22 protein-coding genes and 2 pseudogenes are annotated in these 24,065 nt (G+C 74.0%); 17 read left to right on the forward strand and 7 right to left on the reverse strand.

Features of this window, described 5'->3' with window-relative positions; translation table 11 throughout:
* Both MXD62_RS30755 and MXD62_RS30760 read right to left on the reverse strand, forming a co-directional pair.
* Positions 1–829: pseudogene (locus MXD62_RS30755) on the reverse strand (pyruvate dehydrogenase); the annotation flags it as partial.
* Positions 830–859: 30 nt separating this feature from the next.
* Positions 860–1,168, reverse strand: coding sequence for a DUF167 domain-containing protein (locus MXD62_RS30760; RefSeq protein WP_041254000.1), 309 nt, complete (start codon positions 1,166–1,168; stop codon positions 860–862).
* A gap of 95 nt (positions 1,169–1,263) precedes the next feature.
* Between MXD62_RS30760 and fabG the strand changes: the two genes are divergently transcribed.
* The 7 genes and pseudogenes from fabG to MXD62_RS30795 all read left to right on the forward strand — a co-directional run bounded on the left by fabG (position 1,264) and on the right by MXD62_RS30795 (position 8,018).
* Complete coding sequence (gene fabG, locus MXD62_RS30765) at positions 1,264–1,980, forward strand: 3-oxoacyl-ACP reductase FabG (RefSeq protein ID WP_248832873.1); 717 nt, start codon at positions 1,264–1,266, stop codon at positions 1,978–1,980.
* A 322-nt stretch (positions 1,981–2,302) separates the two neighbouring features.
* On the forward strand, positions 2,303–2,608 hold the full coding sequence (locus MXD62_RS30770) for a hypothetical protein (RefSeq protein ID WP_248832874.1): 306 nt from the start codon (positions 2,303–2,305) through the stop codon (positions 2,606–2,608).
* A 79-nt stretch (positions 2,609–2,687) separates the two neighbouring features.
* The gene (locus tag MXD62_RS30775) at positions 2,688–3,941 is read left to right on the forward strand and encodes a ferrochelatase (RefSeq protein ID WP_248832875.1); all 1,254 of its coding nucleotides are present in this window, start codon (positions 2,688–2,690) and stop codon (positions 3,939–3,941) included.
* An 18-nt stretch (positions 3,942–3,959) separates the two neighbouring features.
* Positions 3,960–4,475 (forward strand): DUF3090 family protein, encoded by a 516-nt coding sequence (locus tag MXD62_RS30780; protein ID WP_020459834.1) that lies wholly within the window; start codon positions 3,960–3,962, stop codon positions 4,473–4,475.
* A gap of 547 nt (positions 4,476–5,022) precedes the next feature.
* Complete coding sequence (locus MXD62_RS30785; RefSeq protein WP_248832876.1) at positions 5,023–5,547, forward strand: PadR family transcriptional regulator; 525 nt, start codon at positions 5,023–5,025, stop codon at positions 5,545–5,547.
* Positions 5,544–6,116: pseudogene (locus MXD62_RS41070) on the forward strand (ABC transporter ATP-binding protein); the annotation flags it as partial. The gene MXD62_RS30785 and the pseudogene MXD62_RS41070, both read left to right, overlap by 4 nt.
* Before the next feature lie 930 nt (positions 6,117–7,046).
* On the forward strand, positions 7,047–8,018 hold the full coding sequence (locus MXD62_RS30795) for an FtsX-like permease family protein (RefSeq protein WP_248832878.1): 972 nt from the start codon (positions 7,047–7,049) through the stop codon (positions 8,016–8,018).
* Between the two features lie 83 nt (positions 8,019–8,101).
* On the opposite strand, the gene MXD62_RS30800 is transcribed toward MXD62_RS30795, so the two are convergent.
* Genes MXD62_RS30800 through MXD62_RS30815 form a run of 4 tightly spaced genes read right to left on the reverse strand, consistent with a single transcriptional unit; the run spans position 8,102 to position 12,258 of the window.
* A complete protein-coding gene (locus MXD62_RS30800; RefSeq protein WP_248832879.1) occupies positions 8,102–8,881 on the reverse strand; it encodes a hypothetical protein in 780 nt (259 codons plus the stop codon).
* Positions 8,882–8,899: 18 nt separating this feature from the next.
* Entirely contained in the window at positions 8,900–9,727 is an 828-nt protein-coding gene (locus MXD62_RS30805; RefSeq protein WP_248832924.1) for an SGNH/GDSL hydrolase family protein, read from the reverse strand.
* Positions 9,728–9,784: 57 nt separating this feature from the next.
* Positions 9,785–10,981, reverse strand: coding sequence for a glycosyltransferase (locus tag MXD62_RS30810; RefSeq protein ID WP_248832880.1), 1,197 nt, complete (start codon positions 10,979–10,981; stop codon positions 9,785–9,787).
* Entirely contained in the window at positions 10,978–12,258 is a 1,281-nt protein-coding gene (locus tag MXD62_RS30815; RefSeq protein ID WP_248832881.1) for a glycosyltransferase family 1 protein, read from the reverse strand. Before MXD62_RS30815 ends, MXD62_RS30810 begins: the two co-directional genes overlap by 4 nt.
* Before the next feature lie 307 nt (positions 12,259–12,565).
* On the opposite strand from MXD62_RS30815, the gene MXD62_RS30820 reads away from it, so the two are divergent.
* The 3 genes from MXD62_RS30820 to MXD62_RS30830 all read left to right on the forward strand — a co-directional run bounded on the left by MXD62_RS30820 (position 12,566) and on the right by MXD62_RS30830 (position 15,248).
* Positions 12,566–13,069 carry a DUF3099 domain-containing protein gene (locus MXD62_RS30820; RefSeq protein WP_248832882.1) on the forward strand — a complete coding sequence of 168 codons (504 nt, stop codon included), beginning with the start codon at positions 12,566–12,568 and terminating at the stop codon, positions 13,067–13,069.
* Between the two features lie 10 nt (positions 13,070–13,079).
* Positions 13,080–14,261, forward strand: coding sequence for a CaiB/BaiF CoA-transferase family protein (locus MXD62_RS30825; protein ID WP_248832883.1), 1,182 nt, complete (start codon positions 13,080–13,082; stop codon positions 14,259–14,261).
* A gap of 84 nt (positions 14,262–14,345) precedes the next feature.
* On the forward strand, positions 14,346–15,248 hold the full coding sequence (locus MXD62_RS30830) for an SAM-dependent chlorinase/fluorinase (protein WP_248832925.1): 903 nt from the start codon (positions 14,346–14,348) through the stop codon (positions 15,246–15,248).
* Between the two features lie 76 nt (positions 15,249–15,324).
* On the opposite strand, the gene pucL is transcribed toward MXD62_RS30830, so the two are convergent.
* Positions 15,325–16,230 carry a factor-independent urate hydroxylase gene (gene pucL, locus MXD62_RS30835; RefSeq protein WP_020459844.1) on the reverse strand — a complete coding sequence of 302 codons (906 nt, stop codon included), beginning with the start codon at positions 16,228–16,230 and terminating at the stop codon, positions 15,325–15,327.
* A gap of 763 nt (positions 16,231–16,993) precedes the next feature.
* Between pucL and MXD62_RS30840 the strand changes: the two genes are divergently transcribed.
* From MXD62_RS30840 to bfr, 7 genes are all read left to right on the forward strand, one after another.
* Positions 16,994–18,418: an Ig-like domain-containing protein gene (locus MXD62_RS30840; protein WP_248832884.1), complete on the forward strand. Its 1,425-nt coding sequence runs from the start codon at positions 16,994–16,996 to the stop codon at positions 18,416–18,418.
* Between the two features lie 153 nt (positions 18,419–18,571).
* Complete coding sequence (locus MXD62_RS30845; protein ID WP_248832926.1) at positions 18,572–19,744, forward strand: phosphatase PAP2 family protein; 1,173 nt, start codon at positions 18,572–18,574, stop codon at positions 19,742–19,744.
* A 335-nt stretch (positions 19,745–20,079) separates the two neighbouring features.
* Complete coding sequence (locus MXD62_RS30850; protein ID WP_248832885.1) at positions 20,080–21,405, forward strand: OmpA family protein; 1,326 nt, start codon at positions 20,080–20,082, stop codon at positions 21,403–21,405.
* 255 nt (positions 21,406–21,660) lie between these two features.
* Positions 21,661–22,062: a ferritin-like domain-containing protein gene (locus MXD62_RS30855; RefSeq protein WP_248832886.1), complete on the forward strand. Its 402-nt coding sequence runs from the start codon at positions 21,661–21,663 to the stop codon at positions 22,060–22,062.
* Positions 22,059–22,889, forward strand: coding sequence for a family 1 encapsulin nanocompartment shell protein (locus tag MXD62_RS30860; protein ID WP_248832887.1), 831 nt, complete (start codon positions 22,059–22,061; stop codon positions 22,887–22,889). Before MXD62_RS30855 ends, MXD62_RS30860 begins: the two co-directional genes overlap by 4 nt.
* A gap of 271 nt (positions 22,890–23,160) precedes the next feature.
* Positions 23,161–23,355: a bacterioferritin-associated ferredoxin gene (locus tag MXD62_RS30865; RefSeq protein WP_248832888.1), complete on the forward strand. Its 195-nt coding sequence runs from the start codon at positions 23,161–23,163 to the stop codon at positions 23,353–23,355.
* Positions 23,356–23,558: 203 nt separating this feature from the next.
* Entirely contained in the window at positions 23,559–24,032 is a 474-nt protein-coding gene (bfr, locus tag MXD62_RS30870) for a bacterioferritin (RefSeq protein ID WP_248832889.1), read from the forward strand.
* Positions 24,033–24,065 lie beyond the last annotated feature (33 nt).

Here is a 24,065-nt window from a genome sequence, read left to right on the forward strand (position 1 = left end):
CGTTCGGCCCGCCGTTGCCGGCCCCGGGCACGCGGGGGGGCCGCCGGGTGGACGGCGCCGCCGCGGCGGCGCCGTCCACCCGGTCGAGGGCCGGCAAGCGGTCGGGTGGCCGCGGACCGGCGGCGACCGGAAGGCCGGCGGCGAGCGGAAGCGCGGCGGCGGGCGGAGGGCCGCCGGGCATCGGCGGCTCGTCACCGTCGAGCGCGGACCGCAGGACCTGGTGGACGGCTCCCAGCAGCGGCCCCGCGTGCGGGGTGGCGGAGACCCGGTCGGCGACCCGCAGCGTGTCGAACCACAGCGCCGCGGCGATCGTGGACGCGGCCTCGCACATGGCCCGGTCGGCGGCCGCCCCTCGTGGGCCGCGGGCGCCGGTCGAGACGGCGTGGTCGATGCCTGCCGCCGCGAGCTCGCGCAGCCGGGCCTCCACGGCGGCCAGCGCCGCGAGGTCGAGCACGCCGCCGGGCGGCCCGGGAACGATCTCGCCGAGCCGCGCCGCCTCCTCCGAACCCCCACCGGCGTCCTCCCCGGGGGCACCCGTCGCGCCGCCAGGCCCGCCCATGGCATCGGGCCCGCTCCGGTCACCGTGCCCGGCCGAGTCGCCGAGGCTCGTAGCGGCACCGGCCGCGTCGCCGGGACCTGACCCGCCGGGGCGTACCTCGCCGGGGCCGGTGTCGGCGCGGCCGGTGTCGGCGCGGTTGTCACGGCCGTCACGGCTCGGCGCGGCGTCGTCGGCGGGCGACTCGGCCGGCATCGCGGGATCGATCGTCAGGTCGTCCCGGCGGCTGTGGCCGTGCGTGTACTCGCCGGCTCGGATGTCCGTCCTGCGCAACCCCCGCCTCCGTCCCATCGCCTCGACGACCTACCTGGAGTCCAGACGTGCGGCCGGGTCGGAATGTTGTGCCAGTTCCTCGACTCGCCGCGTGATCACGTCGTCCGGAGCGTCCACCTCGATGAACTTGACCCTCCCGATCGAGCGGGTCAGGGTCACGTCGGACCGGCGGACACCCAGTGCCTGCGCGAGGGCGCGCAGCGCCGCCTCGTTCGCCCGGCCCTCGACCGCCGGTTCCCGTACGCGCACGACCAGCAGCCGGCCGTGGGTCGGGTCGGACGTCGCCGGCCCCACGGCCGTCCGGTCGGCGGCGGGACGCACCCGGATCGCTACGCGCACCCGTCCATCGTCCCCGACGGGCCGGCGGCACGGGGCGGGGAGTGTCCCGGGTGGCATGGGCTCGTGCCACCCGGCGGGCCGCTACGATCCCGGCCATGGTCGAGAACGAAGGTCGAGTCGCACTGGTGACCGGTGGCAACCGTGGGATCGGCGCCGCGTGCGCGGCGGCGCTCGCGGCCTCGGGCGACCGGGTGGCCGTGGCCAGCCGCGGTGGCGAGGCACCCGACGGGATGCTCGGGGTGCGGATGGACGTCACCAGCGCGGACAGCGTCGACAAGGCGTTCAGCGAGGTCGAGGCCGCGCTCGGCCCGGTCGAGATCGTCGTGTCCAACGCCGGCATCGTGCGCGACACGCTGATGCTCATGATGTCGGAGGACTCCTTCCGCGACGTCGTCGACACCAACCTGCTCGGGGCCTACCGGGTGGCGAAGCGCGCGTCGCGCTCGATGATCCGGCGCCGCAACGGTCGGCTGATCTTCATCTCGTCGGTGGTGGGGCTCTCCGGCGGTCCGGGGCAGTCGAACTACGCCGCCTCCAAGGCGGGCCTGGTGGGTTTCGCCCGGTCGCTGGCACGCGAGCTCGGCGGTCGCGGGATCACCTCGAACGTGATCGCCCCGGGTCCGATCCGCACGGACATGACGGACGCGCTCACCGACGCCCAGCGCGAGTTCCTCGTCGCCGCCACCCCCGCCGGACGGATGGGCGACCCCGCGGAGGTCGCCGCGGCGGTGGTCTTCCTCGCGTCGCAGGGCGCCGCGTATGTGAACGGCGCGGTCATCCCGGTCGACGGTGGCGCCGGCATGGGCCACTGACGGCCCACACCGGCAACCGCGCGTGTCGGCGGCGCGGCCAGCGGAATGACGCGCCCGGCGCGTGGCGTTGCAGCCCCTGAGATGACAGCAACCGTGAGATGACAGTGACGGACGGTGCCGCCCGCCCGTCGCCGGCCACGGTCCGTGGCGACGTCCCCGGCGGGGAGCGTGCCGCCCGCCCGGGCGGACCACGGGTCGACGCGGCGGGTGCTGATGGGCCACGGTGGGAGTGGACGGATCGCCGGGCGGGCGGCCGTCCCCCAGCGCGGCGCGCCGGAGCGCCGCGGGGGCCGGGTGCGCGAGGGCCGGTGGAGGTGGCGCCGTGAGCATGATCAGGGTCGAGCCGCGGGGAGGCCGCGGCTACGAGGTCGAGGTCGCCGAGGAGACCGCGCCCGGGGCGCACGGGCTGGCGTTCTCCTACGCCGTCCGGGTGGACGACGAGGTCGTCGACGCGCTGGGGCTGGACCCGGACGACGACGCGGCGCTGACCGCCCTCGTCCGGGAGTCCTTCGGGTTCCTGCTGGCCCGCGAGCCGGCGGGCGACATCCTGCGCTCGTTCGACCTGTCGACGATCTCGCGGTACTTCCCGACGTACCTCGACGAGATCCGGGGCCGGGTGCCGCGCTGACGGCGTGGGCCTGGCTGGCGGACGGGCGCGACGTGCGACGCGCGACGTACGACGGGGGCGACGTACACGGAAAGGGGACATGACGGTGCCGACGGACGCCGCCGGCCACGGCCACGGGATCGACGTGGACGCGCTGCTGCTCGTCTCCTTCGGCGGTCCGGAGGGGCCGGAGGACGTCCTGCCGTTCCTGCGCAACGTGACCCGCGGCCGCGGCGTGCCCGAGGCGCGGCTGGCCGAGGTCGCGGCGCACTACGACCGCTTCGGCGGGCGTAGCCCGATCAACGACCAGAACCGGGCGCTGCTCGCCGCGCTGCGGGAGCGGCTGGCCCCGATGCCCGTGTACTGGGGCAACCGGAACTGGCAGCCGTACCTCGCCGACGCCGTGGCGCGCATGCGGGCCGACGGCGTGCGCCGGGCGGCCTGCTTCGTGACGTCCGCGTTCGCGTCCTACTCGGGGTGCCGGCAGTACCGGGAGGATCTGGCGGCGGCCCTGGAGCAGGTCGGCCCGGGCGCCCCCGACCTGGTGAAGCTGCGGCTGTTCTTCGACCACCCGGGATTCGTCGAGCCGATGGTCGACCACTGCGTGCGGGCGCTCGCGACGCTGCCGGTGGCGGTGCGCGACGAGGCCCGGCTGGTGTTCACCGCCCACGCGCTGCCCCGCTCGCAGGCGGCCGCGAGCGGGCCGGACGGCGGAGCCTACGAGCGCCAGCTCCGCGCGGCCGCCGGTGTGATCGCGCAGCGCGTCGCCGCGCGCGCCGGTACTCGGCACGAGTGGCAGGTCGCCTACTGCAGCCGCAGCGGCCCACCGAGCATTCCCTGGCTCGAACCGGACGTCAACGACGCCCTGGCGGCGCTCGCGGACGGCGGCGCGCGCGCCGCGGTGATCGTGCCGGTCGGTTTCGTCAGCGATCACATGGAGGTCGTCTACGATCTCGACGTCGAGGCGGTGCGCACCGCCTCGGAACGCGGCCTGGCGGTCGCCCGGGCGGGCACCGTCGGGACGGACCCGCGCTTCGTCGGGATGGTGGCCGATCTGGTCGCCGAGCGCCGCTTCCCCGAGTGGGAGCGGCCCGCGCTGAGTGGCGAGGGGCCGTCCCACGACGTCTGCCCGCTGCACTGCTGTGACCCGGGTGCCCGGCGCCCGGCGGCGGCCGGTGTTCCGGCGGATCTCTGCGCGCACGGCCCGGCACGTTCCGGCGTGACGGCGTCACAGCCGGGCCGGCCCGTGAACGCGGAGCGCTCCCGGGATGGTGAGCCGCGCAACGAGGCGACGATACTGGTGGATGAGCGGGCAGGTATCTCACGGTCCGACTCTCACCCCGCAGGCGAATAAGACGGAGCGATCCGAGACATGCAGCGATTTGTGTTCGACCCGCCGGAGCGGTTCGTGGTCGGGACCGTCGGGCAGCCCGGTGACCGCGTGTTCTTCCTCCAGGCGGCGGCTCGTGGTCAACTCGTCACGGTGGGTCTGGAGAAGACCGAGGTGACGGCGCTCGCCGAAGGGCTGACGGCCCTGCTCGGCCAGGTGGGCCAGACCCAGGGGATCGCGCTGCCGGCCGCCTCCGACGTCGAGGTCGACCTCGCTCCCCTCGACGCCCCGTTCGAGGAGGACTTCCACCTCGGCCAGCTGACGGTGTCGTGGGACGGGCAGCGGGTGTTCGTCGAGGCCGCCGGGCTCGCCTCGAGCGAGCCGCGGATCTCCGACAGTGAGAGCGACGTCGACTCGCTGCGCGTCGGCCTCTCGATCGAGCAGACCAAGGCCTTCATCGAGCGGGCCCGCAGCATCGTGGCCGCCGGCCGCCCCCCGTGCGTGCTCTGCGGCCGCCCCGACGGCCCGTCCGGTCACTTCTGCCCGCGCCTGAACTGAGCCGCGCAGCGGCAAGGCCGCCGGGCTGCCGGGCCGCCGGGCCGCCGGGCCCCCGTCGGGTACCGGCGATCCCCACCACCGATGGCCATCTCGGTCTTCGATCATTACGGCCCGCCAGATCGCCATCTACCGGACAAAACGCCCGTCGTGCCAGGCTGCCGGCTCGCCCTTCAGCTTCCTTCTCGCCCTTTCGGGCCGGAATCCGCCGCCATCGACCCTCGAAACGGCGAGGAAGAAACCAAAGGGCGAGCTGGCCGCCTGACGCGAACGGGGCCTCCGAGCAGCCATCGAGGCCGGGCCCCACCTCGTCCCGGTCTCGTCCCGGTCTCAGTCCGGTCTCAGCCCGAGACGCGCTCGCGCCGGAGCTCGACGGTGTCAGGCCGGGCGCTGGTCGAGGAACCAGCCCTCTGGGCCCTGCGGGCTGCCTCCCACCCTGGACGGTCCGCCTGCCGGTTGACGTCGTCACGGGGGCGTCGTCACGGGGAGCGTCGGCTGGCCTGCGACCCTCTATACATGACATGTATACATGCAATGTATAGTAGCGATCATGTCGATTGGACACGCGCTGCTCGGGCTCCTGGAGTCCGGCCCGCGACACGGCTACGACCTCAAGCGGTCCTACGACGACCGGTTCGGGTACGACCGCCCGCTCCACTACGGGCAGGTCTACGCGACCCTGGCCAGGCTGCTGAAGAACGGCCTGGTGGAGGTCGAGGGCGTCACGCCCGGCGACGGCCCGGACCGAAAGCGCTACGCGATCACCGACACCGGTATCGCCGACGTCGAGCACTGGCTGGCCCAGCCGGAGAAGCCTGATCTCTACCTGCAGAGCACGCTCTACACGAAGATCGTGCTCGCGCTGCTGACCGGGCGGCCGGCGGTCGACCTCCTGGACGCCCAGCGCGCCGAGCACCTTCGGCTGATGCGGGAGCTCACCCGGCGCAAGGCTGGCGGAGACCTGGCCGACCAGCTCGTCTGTGATCACGCGCTGTTCCACCTCGAGGCCGATCTGCGGTTCCTGGAGCTGGCCGCGGCCCGCCTCGACCAGCTCGCGGCGAAGGTCCGTTCATGACCGACACCGCCGCCGCAGGCGTTGCCACGGGCCCTGCCGAGGCCGCCACGTCGCTGTTGCGCGCGGTCGACCTGTACAAGAGCTTCGGCGCAACACCCGCGCTCGCCGGGGCGTCCCTCGAGATCCGGGCGGGTGAGGTCATCGCGCTGATGGGCCCGTCCGGGGCCGGCAAGTCGACACTGTTGCACTGCCTGGCCGGGATCATCGGGCCGGAGCGCGGGCATGTGCGCTATCGCGACCGGGTGATCTCCGGGATGTCCGACGCCGAGCGCAGCGCGCTGCGCCGCCGCGAGTTCGGCTTCGTGTTCCAGTTCGGCCAGCTGGTGCCCGAGCTGTCCTGCGTCGAGAACATCGCGCTGCCGTTGCGGCTGAACGGCGCCGGCCGCCGCGACGCCCACCGCCGCGCGTTGGGCTGGCTCGACCGGCTCGGCCTCGAAGGGCTGGCCCGCAAGCGGCCGGGTGAGGTGTCCGGCGGCGAGGCGCAGCGGGTCGCGGTCGCCCGCGCCCTCGTCGGCGAGCCGAAGATGATCTTCGCCGACGAGCCGACCGGCGCGCTGTTCACCACGAACTTCAGACCCGTCCGGATCGACCAGTTCGGGATGGAGGTGATCGAAGGGCCCGCCTCTGACTCGGGGGTCGTGTCGGTCGAGGGGCCCCCGTCCGTCCTGATCAGGATCTTCAGTCTTCTCTGCGTCGTCGTGCTCCTGCTGCCGGTCGGCATGCTCACCGTCGCCGCGACCCGGTTCGGTGGCGGGGCGCGTGACGGTCAGCTCGCCGCGGTGCGCCTGCTCGGTGCGGACGCCCGCACCGCCCGCTGGATCGCCGTCGGTGGCGCGCTGCCCGGCGCTGTGCTCGGGTGCGCCGCCGGGGCGGCGCTGTTCGTCACCGGGCGCGGTGCCGCCGGGTACCTCGCCCTGATAGGCACCAGCGTCTTCGCCTCGGACGTCTGGCCCGGCCCGCTCTTCGTAGCCGCGGTGCTGCTCGCGGTGCCGGCCGCCGCGGTCGCTGTCGCGCTCGTGGCGCTGCGCCGGGTCGTCGCCGAGCCGCTGGGCGTGGCGCGGCGGGTCGCGGCCAGGCGACGGAGGTTGTGGTGGCGCCTCCCGGTCCTCGCCGCCGGGGTCGCTTCGCTGCTCACGCTTCCGGAGGGGCTTGGCTGGTCCGGCGGATCGCGCGACGACGTCCAGCTCGTCGCGGGCGCCGTGCTGACGCTGCTGGGTGTCGCGGCCCTGACGCCGTGGCTGGTGGAGAAGGTGGTTCGACGGCTGCCCGGCGGACCGCTCGGCTGGACGTTCGCCGTACGCCGGCTCCAGCTCGGTGGCGGTGTCACGGTGCGGACCGTGGCCGCGGTGTCGGTCACCATCGCCGGCGTGGTCGCGCTGCAGATGCTCTTCTCGGCCGCGGATCGGGAGTACATGGCCGGCGTCGACCCGGCCCGCGACCACGATCTGCTGGCGGTCGAGGTACCCGCCACCGCCGCGACCGCGGACGGGCTCACGTGAGTGCTGTCCGCCGCCCACGGGGTCCGCTCCGTCCATGCGTACTCGACGTCCAGCGTGTCCTGGGGGCAGTCGGTCGGTGGAGATCAGGCGTTTGACTGGGGGGCGTTCACACCGCTGGTCGTCGGTGACTGCCCGACGCTGAAAGAGCTGCTCATCGTCACGGACTGCGTGGATGGGGACGTTTTCGCGGCGCCCGCCGCGACGAGGTCCGTCGTCGGTGTCGACCAGCTCACCGACCCGGATGCCGTGACCCGCGTGGTCGGCGGTCCGCTGATTCCCGGGCCCGGGGTGACCGTGACCGTCGCCGCTCCCGGAGATCCACGCTGGACCGTTCCCGCCACCATGAGGGTGGCGGCCATCCGTTCCGGGGCGCTTCTCGGGACCGCGGACAGCCTGCTTGGCAGCCTGTTCGTCACCCCGGGGGCCCTGGCGGGCGACCTCCGGCCGGCGTCGACGGTGACCGGCATCGTCCGGATCGACCTGGCTGACCCGGACGCCGCGGACAACGTGGCCAACGCGATCGCGGGCGTCGCCCCGCTGCGGTCGCCGTCCGGGGCGCTGCTCGGTGACGATCCCGTGTACGCGCCGGTCCGGACCGCCATGGACCTCGTGATCGTCGCGTTGTTCGGTGCGGTCGGGGTCGGCCTGGTCATCACCGTCGTGGAGGAGTCCAGGGAACGGCGGCGGGCGCTGGCGGTGCTTTCCGCGGTGGGCGCGCGGCGGCGCACCGTGGCCGGGTGGGTGCTGTGGCAGACAGCCATCCCGATGATCCTCGGGGTGCCGCTCGCCCTCGGGGCCGGCCTGGGGCTGGGAGCCGCCCTGCTCCGGGTGGCCGGCGTGGCGCCGACCGTTCCCTGGACGAACATCGTGGTGGTCTGCGCGACGGCGTTTGCCGTCGTCCTCGTCACGACGGCGGCCAGCCTCCCGGCGCTGGGCCGGCTCATGCGTCCCGACGGCCTGCGCATCGGGTAGGCCCCGCGTGCCGAGCGGACGTCCGCCACGCGGATCAGCGACTGGCGGGGAACGCGGCGGGCGGGGTCAGCGGCCTGCGCGGATCAGTGGCTGGCGTAGGCCGGGTCGAAGGCGTCGTAGGCCGCCTCGTAGGCCCGCCGGACGGCGCCGGACAGGCCCCGCAGCGCCGCGGAGCGGCGGCTGACCTCGGTCGCGGTGACCGCGGCGCCGTCGTCGCGGGCGGCGAGCTCGAGCAGTTCGGCGAGCCGCTCGGCGCGGGCCAGCAGGGCGTGCGCGTTCGGCGGGTAGCCCGGCCCCAGCCCGGGGCCGGGCTCGGGCTCGCCGCGGTCGCGCAGCAGGGCCAGCACCTCCGGCCGGGCGCTGGCGATGTCGAGGTCCACCAGCGCCGCCGTGGTCTGCCTGATCGCGACCGACAGCTCGTGGTCGGCGGCGCGCAGCCCGGCGGGTGGCGGTGGCACCCGGCCGGCCCGCAGCACCCGCCAGTGCACGGACTCCAGGCCGCCCTCGACGGCCGGGCCGTGCACGATCACGGTGGGGACGAGGACGAGCGGGGGCGCGGGCCCGATCACCACCAGCGCCTCGCCGGCGGTGAGCGCGTCCCTGTTCACGTCGGGCGGACCCGGCAGGCCGCTCACGTCACCGGGCACCGGGAGGACCAGGCGCATCCGTTCGGCTCCGGCGCGGCGCAGCGCTCCGAGGCCGAGCACCAGGGGCTCGTCACCGACGGTGTGCGGCGCACTGCCGCCCAGCGCCTCGTGAACCTGGGTGATGACGTCGTCGAGGCCGACGAGTCCGGCCAGCCAGGCGTTGCCCCAGCCGGCGAGGACGCCGGAGCGCGGGGAAGCGGGCAGGTCGGCAAGCACATGCCTACCGTAGGGAATTCACCGGCCAAACGCGGTACCGAGTCGCCGGAAACCGTGGTTTCGCGGACGCAAATCACGCCGCGGGGCGTGCGCGCGGCCCAGCAGCCAGGGGATCCCGATCGTGGCGACCCAGCGCAGGTGGTCCGCGGTTCCCGGCGGCGGGGGCACGTGCCGGGGGTCCGGCAGCTCGCCGACAGCCATCCCGGTCTCCCGCAGCTTCTCGGCGAAGGCCCCTGCGATAAGGCGATGTCCGTGCGGTCCCGGGTGCACCAGGTCGACGTCGAAGGTGGAACGCCGGCGGACGGCCGGGTGCCGGCCGAGGTCCACGACGAGCACCCCGTCGTCGCGCGCGGCGGCGGCGTCGACCGCCGCGTTGAGATGTCCGACCCGCTCGGCGAGCAGCCGCTCGATCGGGCCGGGCAGCGGCAGCAGACCACCCGGATCGGGCAGCCGCGCGGTCAGCACGACAATGCCGTCGGTGCGCAGCCGGCCGATGCTCCACACCATGTCCTGGCGCAGCCGCAGCGGGTCGAAGGTCGGCTTGAAGACGTCGTTCATGCCGGCGACCACGCAGGCCAGCATGGGCCGCAACGCCAGGGCCACAGGGAGCTGGCGGACGCGGACGTCCCGGGCGGTCGCGCCCGTGCGGGCCAGGTTCTCGTAGTGGACGAGCCCGGGCGGGGCCAGCGCCGCCGCGAGCAGCGCCGCGAAGCCGCGGCCGGCCAGCGCCCCCGGCCCGCGGTCGCGGCCCATGCTGACTCCGTCGCCCAGGCCGGCGGTGAGGCTGTCGCCGAGCGCGACGAAGCCGAGGGCACCGTCCAGGCGGACCAGGCGGAGCGGGCGCATCGGCACGGTGCGCGGGTCGTCGTTCACAGCGGCGTCGTCCACGGCGGCGTCGTGGCGTCAGGCCGCGAGGGGGCCCGAGACCGGACCGGCCGCGGGAGTCGCGTCCACCGCGGGGGCCGCGGCGGGCAGGTCGTGGCAGCGCAGGAACCCGTCGATGGTGGCGCTCCACGGGAACCGCTCGGCGCGGGCCCGGGCGGCGTCCCGTCGGCGGTCGGGGTCGATCGACAGCAGGTCGAGAGCGGCGTCGGCGAACGTGAACCCGGTTCCCGCGGCGCTCGTCCCGGCGGCCCCGTCGCCGGCGGGGTCGGCGACGAGCTCCGCGAGCGCGCTCGCGTGGTGGACGACCGGCGCCGTCCCGCTGGCCATCGCCTCCAGTGCGGCCAGGCCGAACGTCTCGATCGGGCCCGGGGCGAAGGCCAGATCGGCGGTCGCGAGCAGGCCGGCGAGCCGCCGCGGGTCGGCGACGAACCCGAGGAAGGCCACCGGCAGGCCCGCGGCGAGGCGTTCCAGGCGGGCGCGGCTGGCCCCGTCACCGGCGATGACGAGGCGTACCGGCACCCGGCGGCGCACCAGCTCGGCCACCGCGGCGAGCGCGATGTCGACCCGCTTCTCCGGGGAGAGCCGGGTCGCCGCGACGATCAGGATCTCCCGGTCCCGGGCGAACGCGCGGCGCAGCGTGCGGTCGTGGTTGGCCGGCCGGAAACGGTCCAGCTCGACGCCGAGCGGGACCTGGCTCAGGTTCGGCGCGCCGATCCGGACGAACTCGGTGGCCGCCCACCCCGTCGTCGCGACCACGGTGTCGAAGCCCGCGGCGAGCGCCCGGTTCGACCGGTCGGCCGCGGCCCGGACCGGCAGCACCCCGCGCAGCGGAGCGGGCGTCCACAGGCCCAGCAGGCGGTCGAGCCGCTCGTGGCTGACCACGAGCGAGCGGACGCCCTGCCGGCGGGCCCACCGGCCGAGCGGGCGCAGCGTCGCGCGGTCGTGGATCTCGATCCGGTCGGCGCGCTCCCGCTCCATCACCGCGGCCACCCGCCACGGCTCGGCCAGCACCCGGTAGCCGGTGCCGGGCAGCAGCGGCGCGCGCAGGGTGATGATCCGCGCGTGCGCGGTGCGCTCCTCCCCGTCCGCGGCGCCCGGGACGATCTGCACCACCTCGTGGCCGGCCCCCGCGTACCCCGCGGCGAGGTGCCGCAGCGTCGTCCGGATGCCGCCCGACGCCGGCGCGACGAAACTCGCCGCCTGCACGATCCTCATCCTGGCCACCCGTCGGTCGTCGCGGTCGCGGTCGTCGCGGTTGTCACGGCGAGCGCCGGCACCGCGGTCATCGGTGTCATCGGTGTCATCGCCGTCCACGCGGGGCGCGCGGCCTCCGCCGGTCCGGCGATCCGCGTGCCGCCGGGCCCGCGGCGGGCCCGGGTGAGCCGGGTGGGCAGGCGGTGGCGCCGCCCGGCCGCGGGCTGCGCGGTGCCCAGCACGTCCCGGTAGTGCCCGAGCAGCTCGTCGCCGATGGCGTACCAGTCGCAGTCGGCCACCGAGGCGCGCGCCGCGCTCGCCAGCCGGGCCCGCAGCTCGCCGTCCTCGACCAACCGGGTGACCTCGCGGCGCAGCGCGTGCGGGTCGCCGGGCGTGTAGTGCAGGCCGGTCCGCTCGTGCTCGATGACGTCGAGCAGCCCCCCGGCCGCCGGCCCCACGACCGCGACCCCGCTGGCCTTCGCCTCCTGCGCCGCCTGGCAGAACGTCTCATGCGTGCCGGTGTGGACGAAGACGTCCAGGCTGGCGACGGCGGCCGACAGGTCGGCGCCGGTGCGGAAGCCCAGGAACGCCGCCCCGGGCAGCACCCTCGTCAGCGCCGGCCGGCAGGGCCCGTCGCCGACGACGACGAGCCGCGCCCCCGGCAGGTCGGCGATGCCGGCGAGCAGCTCGACGCGCTTCTCCCGGGCGAGCCGTCCCACATACCCGACGAGGACCTCGCCGCGCGGCGCCAGGGCGGCCCGCAGCCGCTCGTCGCGGTGATCGGGGTGGAAGCGCTCGAGGTCGACGCCCCGGCTCCAGCGGGCGACCCGCTGCACGCCCTCGGCGAGCAGGGTGTCCACCGCGTCCCAGGACGGCGCCAGCGTGCGGGCGGCGAGGCGGTGCACGCTGGCCAGCCAGCGCCAGATCGTGCGCTCGGCCGCGGAGAGGCCGTAGCGGGTCGCGAACGCCGCGATGTCGGTCTGGTAGACGGCGATGCTCGGCACGCCCAGGCGGCGGGCGGCGTAGGCGGCCTGGGCGCCCAGGCCGGCCGGCGCGGCGAGATGGACGATGTCCGGGCGGAACTCGCGCAGCGCGGCGGCCAGGCCCGGCCACGGGGTCGCGAAGCGGAACTCGGGGTAGCCGGGCATCGGCGCCGACGGGCTCCACAGCACCGGGGCGCCGGCGTAGCTGCGCGGGGCGGTCCGGCGGGCGGCCGGAGCCGGCGCCGGGGCGACGACGAGCGCCTCGTGACCGGTGTCGCGCAGATGCTCCAGCACCCGGCACACCGAGTTCGTCACGCCGTCGACCTGGGGTAGAAACGACTCACTGACCACGGCGACTCGCACACGAGCACGGTGGCAGCGACCAGCGCCCAGGCGAGGACCATCATCCGTCCACCGCGTAAACATTCGGACACAGGTTGGTGGGGTGGGAACTCTTCCAGGTGTCGGATCTCGCGACGGGGATCGTTGTTCCGTCCGCGCCCGCGTGGGCAGGATGTCGCCAGGAGGGGACGACCGTCCCGCTCCGGATCCTCGGCGATGGGCGTTGAGCGGGCCATGGACGTCGTGAGTGGGCGGTGGGCACTGTGAGCGGGCGATCGGTGTGAGGTGGCGGCGGGCCGAGCCCGTGCTGATCACCTCGGCGGAGGAGGCCCGGCCGGCGGAGATCCGGCGCCGGGAGCAGCGCTACATCCTGACGATGCTGGTCCGGGTGGTCTGCTTCGTGCTGGCCGTCGTCGTGTTCACCGGGTGGCTGCGGCTCGTCGCCGTGGGCCTCGCCGTCATCCTTCCGTGGATCGCGGTCGTCATCGCCAACGGCGGCCCGGCGCGCTCGGACCGCCGGCAGGCCGGCTTCGCCCCGAAGACCACCGCGGGCGACGAGCCCCGCACCCTCGCCGCGGGCGGCCACCGGATCGTCGACGCCGACGTGCTGGACGGTGACCTCGTCGACGGCGGCTCCCAGGACGGCAAGGCCGCCGCCGCCGAGGCCGACGCCGAGGCCGCCGACGCCAAGGCCGCCGGAGCCAAGGTCGTGGACGGCGAGGTCGTCGACGGTCGGGTTGTCGACGGCCGGATCGTCGACGGTGAGGCCCGGCCGGGCCGCTAGCCTGGCCGGTGTGCTTCCGCTCGCGGGTGTGACCGTCGTCAGCCTGGAGCATGCCGTGGCGCTGCCGTTCGCGACCCGGCACCTGGCCGAGCTGGGCGCGCGGGTGATCAAGGTGGAGCGCCCGGGGCAGGGGGACTTCGCGCGCGACTACGACCGCGCGGTGCGCGGCGGGATGTCGGCCCACTTCTCCTGGCTGAACCGTTCCAAGGAGTCACTGACCCTCGACCTGAAGGTGCCCCGCGCCCGGGCCGTGCTCGATCGTCTCATCGAGCGGGCCGACGTCGTCGCGCAGAATCTCGGGCCGGGAGCCGCGGCGCGGCTGGGTCTCGACGCGGCCACGCTCGTCGCCTGCCGTCCCGAGCTCGTCGCGGTGGACCTGTCCGGCTACGGCCCGAGCGGCCCCTACCGCGGGCGGAAGGCCTACGACATGCTTGTCCAGGCCGAGGCGGGCCTGATCGCCGTCACCGGCACCCCGGACCATCCCGCCAAGGCCGGGTTCGCCGCCGGTGACGTCGCCGCGGGCAGCTACGTGATCCAGGGTGTGCTCTCCGCGCTGCTGCGCCGGGAGCGGTCGGGCGCCGGCGCCGCGCTGGAGATCGCCATGCTCGACGCCCTCACCGAATGGATGGGCTACCCGGTGCAGACCGTCGAGCACACCGGGGTCGAGCTGGCCCGGTCCGGGATCGGCCACCAGTCGATCGCGCCGTACGAGGCCTTCCGGACGGCGGACGGCGACGACATGCTCATCGGCGTCCAGAACGACGGAGAGTGGGCGCGGCTCGCCCGGGGCCCGCTGAGCCGCCCCGAACTGGCGGACGACCCCGACTTCGCGACGAACCAGGCCCGGGTGCGGAACCGGGAGCGCACCGACGCCGTGGTCGCCGCCGTCGTCGCCACCCTGGGCACGGCCGAACTGGAGGCGGGCCTTGCCACGGCCGGGGTGGCGTACGCCCGGGTGAGCACCGTCGCCGGCGTGCTCGCCCACCCCCAGCTCGCCGCCCGCGGGCGCTGGGTCGAGGTCGGCTCGCCGGTCGGCCCGGTGCGCCAGACCCGGCCGGTGGTCGAGTTCCCCGGGGAGGACGCCCGCCTCGGCCCGGTGCCCGCGCTCGGCGAGCACACCGACCGCATCCTCGATGAACTCGGCCTCGACCCGACCGAGATCGCCGACCTGCGCGCCGCCGGCGCCATCTGACGCCGGATCCCGGAGACAGACCCGGGGCGGACGAGAAGCGTGCCCCGCCTCCCGCCGGCGCGCCTTCTGGCACGCTCGGGCGGCATGAGCTGCGTCAGCCTGACGACCGACTACGGCCTGCTGGACGGTTTCGCCGCCGCGTGCCACGGCGTCCTGCTCCGGCTGGCCCCGGGGGTGCCGATCGTGGACGTGACCCACCTCGTGCCGCGCGGGGACGTCCGGCGCGGGGCAGCGGTCCTCGCTTCCACGGTGCGGCATCTGCCGCGTGGGGTCCACGTCGCCGTGGTCGATCCGGGGGTCGGCACCTCCCGGCGGGCGCTCGCCGCGCGCACGCCCGGTGGGTTCGTTGTCGGCCCCGACAACGGGCTGCTCGTGCCCGCCGCAGAGGCCCTGGGCGGGCTGCTGGCGGCGGTGGACCTCACCATGCCCGAGGGCATCCCGGCGACCTTCCACGGCCGGGACGTCTTCGCGCCGGCGGCGGCCGCGCTGGCCACCGGCCGCCCCCTGGACGCGCTGGGCGAGCGGATCGATCCCGCGTCCGTGGTGCGGTTGCCCGAGCCGTTCGCCCGCGTGCTGCGCGGGCCCGCCGGGTCCCGGCTGGAGGCGGATGTCCTGACCGTGGACGGTTTCGGCAACGTGGCACTGGCCGCCGCGGCGGAGCTGCTCACCCAGGCCGGCCTGCGGCCCGGCGACCGGGTCCGGCTGTCCGCCGAGCGGGCCCGGCCGTCCGCCGAGCGGGTTCCGCCTACCGGCGGGCAGACCCGGCCGTCCGGCGAGCGGCGAGCCGTGGGGGAGCCCGAGCTCGTGCCCGGGCCGGCGGGGCCGGTGGAGCTCGCCGTCGGCGTCACCTTCGGCTCCGTCGAGCCCGGGGAGCTGGTGCTCTACCTGGATTCGGGCGGTCTGGTCGCGGTGGCCCGCCGGGACGGCGACGCGGCGCGCAGCCTGCGGCTGGTACCCGGGGACAGGGTGATCATCACCCCGGTCTGAGCCCGCCGGCTTGACGGCGGAAGCGAAGGCCGGCCGGTTCAGGCGAAGCCGGTCGGCTCAGCGGGAACAGTGCGGCTCAGCAGAAGCCGGGCGTGCCGTACCAGGCGGCGGGGGCCTCCGGGACGTCGTCGCGCCGCACCGTGCCCTCGATCCGTCCGTAGGGACGGTCCGCGGCCAGGTAGACGGTGTTCGGGTTGTCCAGGCCGAACGGTTCCAGGTCGACCAGGAAATGGTGCTTGTTCGGCATCGACATGCGAATCTCGGCGACTTCCGGGAAAGCGGTGAGGACGGCCTCGCCCATCTGGTGCAGGGTCTGCTGCAACGCGAGGCTGTGCTCGGCCGCGAAGGTCTCGACGAGCGCGCGCGGTATCCCGGCGGCGAGACGCGCGAAGTCGGCGCCGGACATGCCGTCCGCGTCCAGGTAACGCCACCGCGCTGTGACCTCGGTGGCGAGGATTCGATCGGACGTCTCGGCCAGGGTGGTGTACCGGTCGCGCGGGAATCCGTGGAACTCCGAGCCGGTTGACCTGAGAACGACCAGCCCGGCGAGTCCGGACACGGCGTGGACGGCGTCCGCCTCCACCGTGACCACGGTCGTTCGCGTTCCGCGTCCCGACCGGACGAAGGAGTGGTCGTGTTCCCGCCCGTCGACCGTGATCCGTTCCCACTCGTGCTGCTCGATCTCGATCCGCGCCCCGGTGATCCAGTCGGCGGTGGTCGTGAAATGCCGTCCCAGCCGGCTCGCGAACTGTTCGATCTCGCCTACGCCGCCTTCCCGGGCGAAGGCGTACACGACGTTCTTCTGGGTGTCGGTGGTGAGAACGTGGCTGTTGTCGCCGCGGGTGTGGGCGGCGGTGAAGTCGCCGCGCAGCGCGGTGGAGACCGTCAGGTCGGTGATCCGGTGCGCCGGTGTGGACCGGTCCACGTGGACGAGCCGTACCTCGGCCTTGCCGTACTGGTTCGGTCCGAGAACGATGGCCATGAGCACCTTCCGTGATCGAGCGGGGCGGGCCGGGCGGGGGCGTGGCGCACCGGTCGCGGCGCACCGGCCGTGGCGGTGCCACGGCCCTGCCCCGACCGCCGGACGCCCCATTCTGGTGCGACCGCGGGTGCTGTTCGGTTGGGGGACCGTTTCGGCGCCGTTTCCCGATCGGGCGCGGCTGATCTCTTCCGGGTGGGCCCGCCGTCCCGGCGGATGGCAGCCGCGGAGCGCGTGTTCGGGCGCCGGCCGGTGGGCCGGTGCCGGCGTATCCGTCGCATGGCACGAAAGGCTGGCTTCGTTCCGTGATTTTTGCGGCACTTATCGTTGCCATCACTGTCTGATTACCGACAATGTGGCGGTGAGGGGCTTCCGTGTCGGGCCCGGTGCAGCCTTGGCGTGCAACGTCGGATAAGAGTCGTGCGTCGGATCAACCGGCGTGGGAGGGGTTTATGGCAGCTAGCCGGAGAGCGTTGCTCTCCGCAGTCGGCGTATTGACGAAAAGTAGTTGTCCGGCGAGTGTGGTGGGGTTTTCCCGTGATCGACGGGACGTGGTTCTGGGCTGTGGGTACGGTCCGCTCGTGAGTGGTCGAGCGAGCGCACATTCTGTTTCCAAGGCGTCGCTTTCCGTGGCGACATCGCGTTTCGTCATCCCCGCACTCCGTGCGGTGTCCGCAGGTCACGGCGGCCCGCTGTCCGGCAAGCCACGAACCGGCGCGATGCGTTGCCCCGCCTCACCGGTTCGGTCTTCGGAAGTAGGCCACGCATGTCCCGCTCGATGATGAGCTTGATACGCGCGCCCCGAGGCGCCGTTCCGTCCGGTTCCGGTTCCGATCAGGATCGGGCCTCCGACCGGAGGTGCTCGCCCGCCACCCGCCGTCCGCTGGTCCGGCGCCGGTCGGAGGCCGTGCGGCCCGCCGGGATCATCCGGTCGCGGCTCGCCGCGGCCTCCGGCGTGCTCGCCGCGGCCGTGGTCCTGGCTTCCTGCTCCTCCGGGGGCGGGGGCACCGGCCCGGCCCAGAACGGGCCACCGCGCCCGGCCGCGCCGACCGTGACGGTGACCCCGGCCGACGGCGCTGCCGGCATCGCGCTCACCGAGTCGATCGTGGTGAAGAGCAACGCGCCGCTGGCGTCGGTGACCGTGGCCCGCGGCGCGAGCCCGACGGAGAAGACCGACCCCGGCACGCTGGAGGGGACCTTCTCCGCCGACCGCCGGACCTGGACGTCCGCGGGTGGGTTGTTCTCCGACACCCGCTACGACATCCAGGCGGCCACCGCGCCGGCCCAGGGGCTGGACGGCACCAGGAACATCACGTCGAGCTTCACCACCGGTGTCCCGGACAAGGCGTTCAAGGTGTCGTGGGAGCCGGTCGCCGGTCAGACCGTCGGGGTCGGCGCCCCGATCAGCCTGACCTTCAGCGCTCCGGTCAAGGACCGCGCGGCGGTGCAGAGCCGCCTGGCGGTGAACGCCGACCCGCCGGTCCTCGGCGCCTGGAACTGGATGTCGGACCGGATGGCCGTGTGGCGCCCGCAGCAGTACTGGGCGCCCGGGACGAAGGTGCACGTGGAGGCCAACCTCGCGGGCTTCGACTCCGGCAGTGGCTGGATCGGGGTCAAGGACCGCTCGATGGACTTCGCGATCGGGGCCGCCCAGATCAGCAAGGTCGACGCGGCCACCCACGTGATGCAGGTGTTCCAGAACGGCCAGCTCGTGCGGACCATGCCGATCAGCGGTGGCAAGCCCGGGTTCCTGACCATGGAGGGCCCGCACAACGTGCTGGGCAAGGCCCCGATGGTGATCATGGATTCGGCGACGGTCGGCGTACCCAAGGGCAGCCCGGAGTACTACTACGAAGAGGTGCAGTGGGCCGTCCACTACACCAGCGGTGGGCAGTACGTGCACTCCGCTCCGTGGTCAGTGGCGTCGCAGGGCCGGGCGAACGTCTCGCACGGGTGCGTGAACGCCTCCCCGGCGGACGCGCAGTGGTTCTACAACTTCAGTCAGTTCGGCGACATCGTCGACATCAGCAACACCGGTCGCCCGGCGGATACCCGGCAGCTCGGCAACGAGTGGTCCGTCCCGTGGGACACCTGGAAGGCGGGCAGCGCGCTGCCCGTCGACCAGCCCACGGCCAGCGGTGCGCTGGCGGGCGCTGCGCCCGGCGCGGGGCTGCCCGCCGGTCGGACCTGACCGGCAGCCGGTCCCGCACCGAGGGCGGGTGGCCGCGGAGGAACGTCTCCGTGGCCACCCGCCCTCGTCGTTGGAGATCGGTCGTCCGTGATTGGCTGGACGGCGCAAGCTGGACGGGGTGACGATGGCGGACGGACCGGAAGTCGAGGCGTGGTGGATCGGACGAACCGGGACAGTCGTGTGGAACGGGAAGCTCCAACGGACCCGGACAGTCACGCGGCCCGCGTGGATGAAGCGGACCGTGCCGGCCTGCCGGAGGAGAACGACCTGACGATTCCGAGCGACGGGGCGGCGCGGAGCGACGGGACGGATCGGATGGACCGGGGGGACCGGGTGGACCGGGAACGCCGCGCGGAGGCACCAACGGCCCTGCCGACGCCGTCGCGGGCAGGCCGGTTCCGTAACCCGGCGACCGGCCTGCCCAGGCTGTGGGTCGAGGCCGTCGTCCTGGTGGGGCTCTACTACGTCTACACGGCCACCCGTGGCGTGGCGGGCTCGTCGGTCGGCGCCGCGACCGACATGGGCTGGGACATCCTCCGCCTGCAGCAGCACCTGCACATCGACATCGAGCTCAGCCTCAACCGGTGGCTGCAGAGCATCCCGCCGCTGGCGGTCGCCTGCTGCTACTACTACTCGACCCTGCACTTCGTCGTCACGCCGGCGCTGCTGGTCTGGATGTACCGCCGCCACCCCGGCCGCTACATCCGGGCCCGGTGGGCCCTGGTCTTCACCACCGTGATCTCGCTGTGCGGCTTCTTCCTGTTTCCGACCGCCCCGCCCCGGCTCCTGCCCGGCACCTCGTATGTCGACACGATGTCGCACTTCGAGGGCTGGGGCTGGTGGAGCGGCGGCGCCAGCGCCGCTCCGGACGGCCTCGAGGGGCTGGCCAACCAGTACGCGGCCATGCCCTCGCTGCACTGCGCGTGGGCGCTGTGGTGCGGCTTCATGCTGGCCCGCTTCGCCCGCACACCCCTCGTTCGAGTGATCGGCTGTCTCTATCCCGCTGCGACCGTGTTCGTCGTGATGGCAACCTCGAACCACTACATCCTGGACGCCGTCGCCGGCTGGGCGGTGCTCGGCGTGAGCACGCTGCTCTCGCTGGCCATCACCGCCCGCGGCCGACGCCGGCCGGCCGAGGCTCCGCCGACTCCCGCTCCGGCCACCGCCGCGGTGCACCGGCCTGCCGCGGTGCATCTGCCCGCCGTGGCGAAGACGGCGACGGTCGACGTGGCGACCGCCGACAGGGCCGTCGCCGACAGGGCCGCCGGGACGAAGGTGGCCGGGCGCCCGGGCCTGGAGCCTGACGTGGGCCAGGCCTCGGGCTGACCGGGAGCCTGGCCCAAGGCTGGTGGCTGGGGGTCGGTGGCCCGCCGGGCCGCCGGTAGGCCCTGGGGGCGGGTGGCGTTCCGTGGCCGTCCGATCGGTAGTTTTTTCGCCACCTTCCCCCGGTGCGTTCCCGGTGTCGGGGATGTGCGAAAGTTGCTCTGCGCTGCGATGATCCGCGCCGCCGGCCGGGTCGCCGGGCGTCTGGCCGGGTCGGTGCCGCGCCCCGGGCGGGCTCCTCGTGATCCTGCTCGGCACGGCTACAGACCATCCCGCACGACAGTCCCGTCCGACAGGCCTGTTCCACCGTCCCGTTCGACATCGAGCACGGAGCATCCATGTCCTCGCCCGCGGTGGCGTTCCCGCGGCGCCCCCGTCTGGTGGCGTTCGCCGTCTCGTTGATCATCGCCTGGCTGCTGCTCGGGCTGGGGGCGCTCTGGCTGCGGCGCGGGCCGATCGAGAACGACCTGACCGGCCGGGCGGCGGACGCCGTCCGCGCCGCGGGCGCCACCCAGGTGCGGGTCAGCGCCGAGGGCCGGGAGATCGTGCTGCACGGCCGCTTCGACAGCGCCGAGGACGCCCGCCGGGCGCGGGCGGCGGCCGCCGTCTCGGGCAGCAGCTCCGTCCGGCTGGCCGCGGACGCCGTCATCGCCTCGGAGCCGGCGCAGCCCCTCGTGGTCGGGGTGGAGCGCGCCGGCCGGGCGCCGGCCGGGGTGGTGCTGAGTGCGACCGTGCCGGACAGTGCGACCCGGGCCGCCCTGCTGGGCGCGGCGGCGGACGCCGCCGGCGGCGTCGTCTCCGCGACGGTCACGGTCGACCCGCGGGTCGCGACGCCGGCCGTGGAGGCGTTCGGTGACGTGGCGAGGGCGTTGGGCGCCGGGCCGGGCGTCCGCTCGGTGACAATCGACGGCTCGTCGGTCGTGCTGTGGGGGAGCGCCCCCGACGACGCGGCACGGGCGTCGATCGGGGCGGCGGTCCTGGCCGCGGCCCGGCAGTCGATCCCTGGCGCGTCCCTGGAGAACCGGCTTGCCGTCGGCTCGGGCGCCACCGTGACCCTCGACCCGGCGACGGGCGAGATCGTCCGGCCGGCCGCACCGGCCCCGGCCACCGCGCCACGGTCGGCTCCGACCCCGGCCCCGGCGACCGCGCCGGCGCAGGGCACCGTGCCCGCTCCGGCCACCGTGCCCGCTCCGGCCGCCGCGCCAACGCCGGCCACCGTGCCGGCACCGTCCGCTGTGCCAGCGCCCGCACCGGCGCCCGGCACGACCGGCGGCGCCGGGCGGGCCGCCGCTGGCAGCGCGGACAGCACCCGGGCGGCGCTGCGGGCGGCGCTCGACGGCACTGCCCTCACCTTTCCGGTGGGCGACACCGTCCTCGGCGCCTCGACGCGCTCCGGTCTGGACAAGGTGGCTCGCGCGTTGCTGCCCGGCGACCTGACGGTGATCGTCGGCGGGCACACCGACAGCACCGGTCCGCGGGCCCTCAACCAGGCGCTCTCGATCGACCGGGCCCGCGTCGCGCGCGAGTACCTGGTGATGCGGGGGGTTCCCGCGGAGCGGATCCGTGCGGCCGGCTTCGGCCCGGATCAGCCGATCGCGGACAACGCGAGCACGTCCGGCCGCGCGGCGAACCGCCGGGTCGACGTGACTCCGGTCGCCGACTGACTCCTCCGAACACCGAACACCGAACACCGAGGACGTTCGAGGACGTCCGAGCCCGCGTCTCACGAACGTCCGCAACCGCTGTCCACCGGAGGTCCGGTAGGGGTCCAGCGGAGGTCCTGCGCGTCCGCCGGAGCTCCGGCGAGCGCCCGGTGACGAACAAAGTGTGACGTATCGCCTCACATCAGGACGTCGACTGTTCGTGAACCGATGCCGTCCCGGCGGGTTGGTGGGCCCGGGCGTGGTAGGTAGTGCCGTATGGGCGACTCAAGTATGGGGCTACACGAGCCGGCGGACGCGCTCACGCCCGGCGTCGTCGATCGCCACCGGGCGATCACGTCGCTGATGGAGGAGCTGGAGGCGGTCGACTGGTACGACCAACGGGTGCAGGCGGCCACGGATCCGGAGCTGGCCGCGGTGCTGGCGCACAACCGGGACGAGGAGAAGGAACACGCGGCGATGACGCTGGAGTGGCTGCGTCGCCGCGACCCCGTCCTCGATTCGCAGCTGCGCACGTATCTGTTCACCTCGGTCCCGGTCACGGAGGTCGAGGGAGAGGCCATGAGCGACGAGGGACCCGACGGCGACGCGGCCGCGCGCGCCACGGAGCCGGCGGACGGCTCGCTGGGGATCGGCAGCCTGAAAGGTGTGAGCGAGTGAACCATCTTCTGCGTGGGCATGCGCCCCTGAGCGAGGAAGCCTGGAAGGCCGTCGACGAGGAGGCCCGTTCCCGCCTCACGACCAACCTCGCCGCCCGCAAGCTCATCGACTTCGCCGGACCGCACGGGTGGGGGTACTCGGCCACGCCGATCGGCCGGGTGACGGCGCTGCAGGCGCCACCGGGCGAGGGCGTGCGTGCCCGGCTGCGCCGGGTCCTGCCCGTGATGGAGCTGCGGGCGGCGTTCTCCATCGACCGCGGCGAACTGGACGCGATCGACCGCGGCGCGGACGACATCGACCTGTCGGCGCTGGAGGAGGCGGCCCGCAGGGTCGCCACGACCGAGAACTCCGTCGTCTTCCACGGCTACGCCGAGGCGGGGATCATCGGCATCACCGAGGCGTCGTCCCACCCGGTGCTTGAGCTGGGGGCCGACACCGACAGCTACCCGCGCACGGTCGCCAAGGCGGTCGCCCTGCTGCGCCGGGCGGGTATCGGTGGGCCGTACGGGCTGGCCATCGACCCGGACGGCTACACCGCGATCCTGGAGGCCACCGAGCACGGCGGCTATCTGCTGCTCAACCATCTCAAGCAGATCCTCGACGGCCCTGTGGTGCGGGCTCCGGGGGTGCGCGGCGCGGTGGTGCTGAGCCAGCGGGGCGGTGACTTCATCCTCGAGTCGGGCCAGGACCTCTCCGTCGGCTACTCCTCGCACACCGCCGAGGAGGTCGAGCTGTACCTGGAGCAGAGCTTCAGCTTCCGGGTCACCGAGCCCGACGCGGCGGTCGCGCTGGTGTCGAGCACGGACCGTCCGGCCAGCCAGGTCTGAGTCGCCAGGCCTCGACGGTGGCCGCTGGTTGTGCGCAGCGTTCGCGTGATGGCGAATCGCGCGCCTGGCGGTCACTGTCGGTCCCGGTTGCTAGCGGTAGGTGTGTGAAGTAGGTAAGGCTCTCTTGCGTCCGGTGCCCGTTCCGTGGCACTCTATCGATAAGGGAAGCCTTAGCTAAGCCTGATCCTTGGCGCGACGGAGTTTCCCGGAACGGCGAAGAAACGTTTGCCGGCGGCTCCGACGCCGGCCAGTCCGGGCGTGGTGAGGTGCGGTGCTGGTCTGCTCATGCTTTGCTGTCTCCGACCGGACGCTACGGAGCGTCATCGCGTCGGGCGCCTATGACGCTGACGAGATCGGTGCGAGGTGCGACGCCGGCACGGGATGCGGCGGATGTCTCGAGGAGATCGACGAGCTGCTCGACGAGGCGATGTCGCGGCGGCGGTGTCCGGTTGCCAGATCGGCCTAGTGACCCACCGGGGCCTCCTGGGATGTGATCTCGGTGGCCCGGAGTGATCTCCGTCGCCGGCCGCGGGGCCTCCCGCACCGCTCGCGTGCTTGCATCGCGGAGTGGTCGGGTTCGTCTGCCGTACCGATGACGACATCGCTGCCGGATGTCGGCCGAGTCGTCCCGGGGGCGGCTCCGGGCGACCCTCGCGGAGGTAACCGGCGGTGCGTGGCGACGAACAGATCGTCGAGAGCCTGAACGCTGTTCTGACGAACGAGCTGACCGCGGTCAACCAGTACTTTCTGCATTCGAGAATGCAGCGTAACTGGGGATATCGGTACATATCGGAGCATTATTACCACGAGTCGATCGATGAGATGAAGCATGCGGACAAGATCATCCATCGCGTGCTCTACCTGGGCGGACTGCCCAATCTCCAGCGGCTGCACACGCTGCGTATCGGTGAGACCGTGCCCGAGCAGCTGGGGCTCGACCGCACCCACGAGACGAACGCGGTCGACACGCTGCGCGAGGCGATCGTGCTGAGCCGCACGAAGAACGACATCGGCTCGGCCGTGCTCCTGGAAGAGATCCTCACCTCCGAAGAGGAGCACATCGACTGGCTCGACTCCCAGCTTGAGCTCATTTCCCAGCTCGGCGCGACCGAGTACCTCTCCCAGCAGATCCGCGAGGACTGAGCCGAGCCGGACGGTGACGGACAGGGGCGGGCG

This window comes from Frankia sp. Mgl5, from assembly GCF_023242985.1.
Classification (GTDB): Bacteria; Actinomycetota; Actinomycetes; order Frankiales; family Frankiaceae; genus Parafrankia; species Parafrankia soli.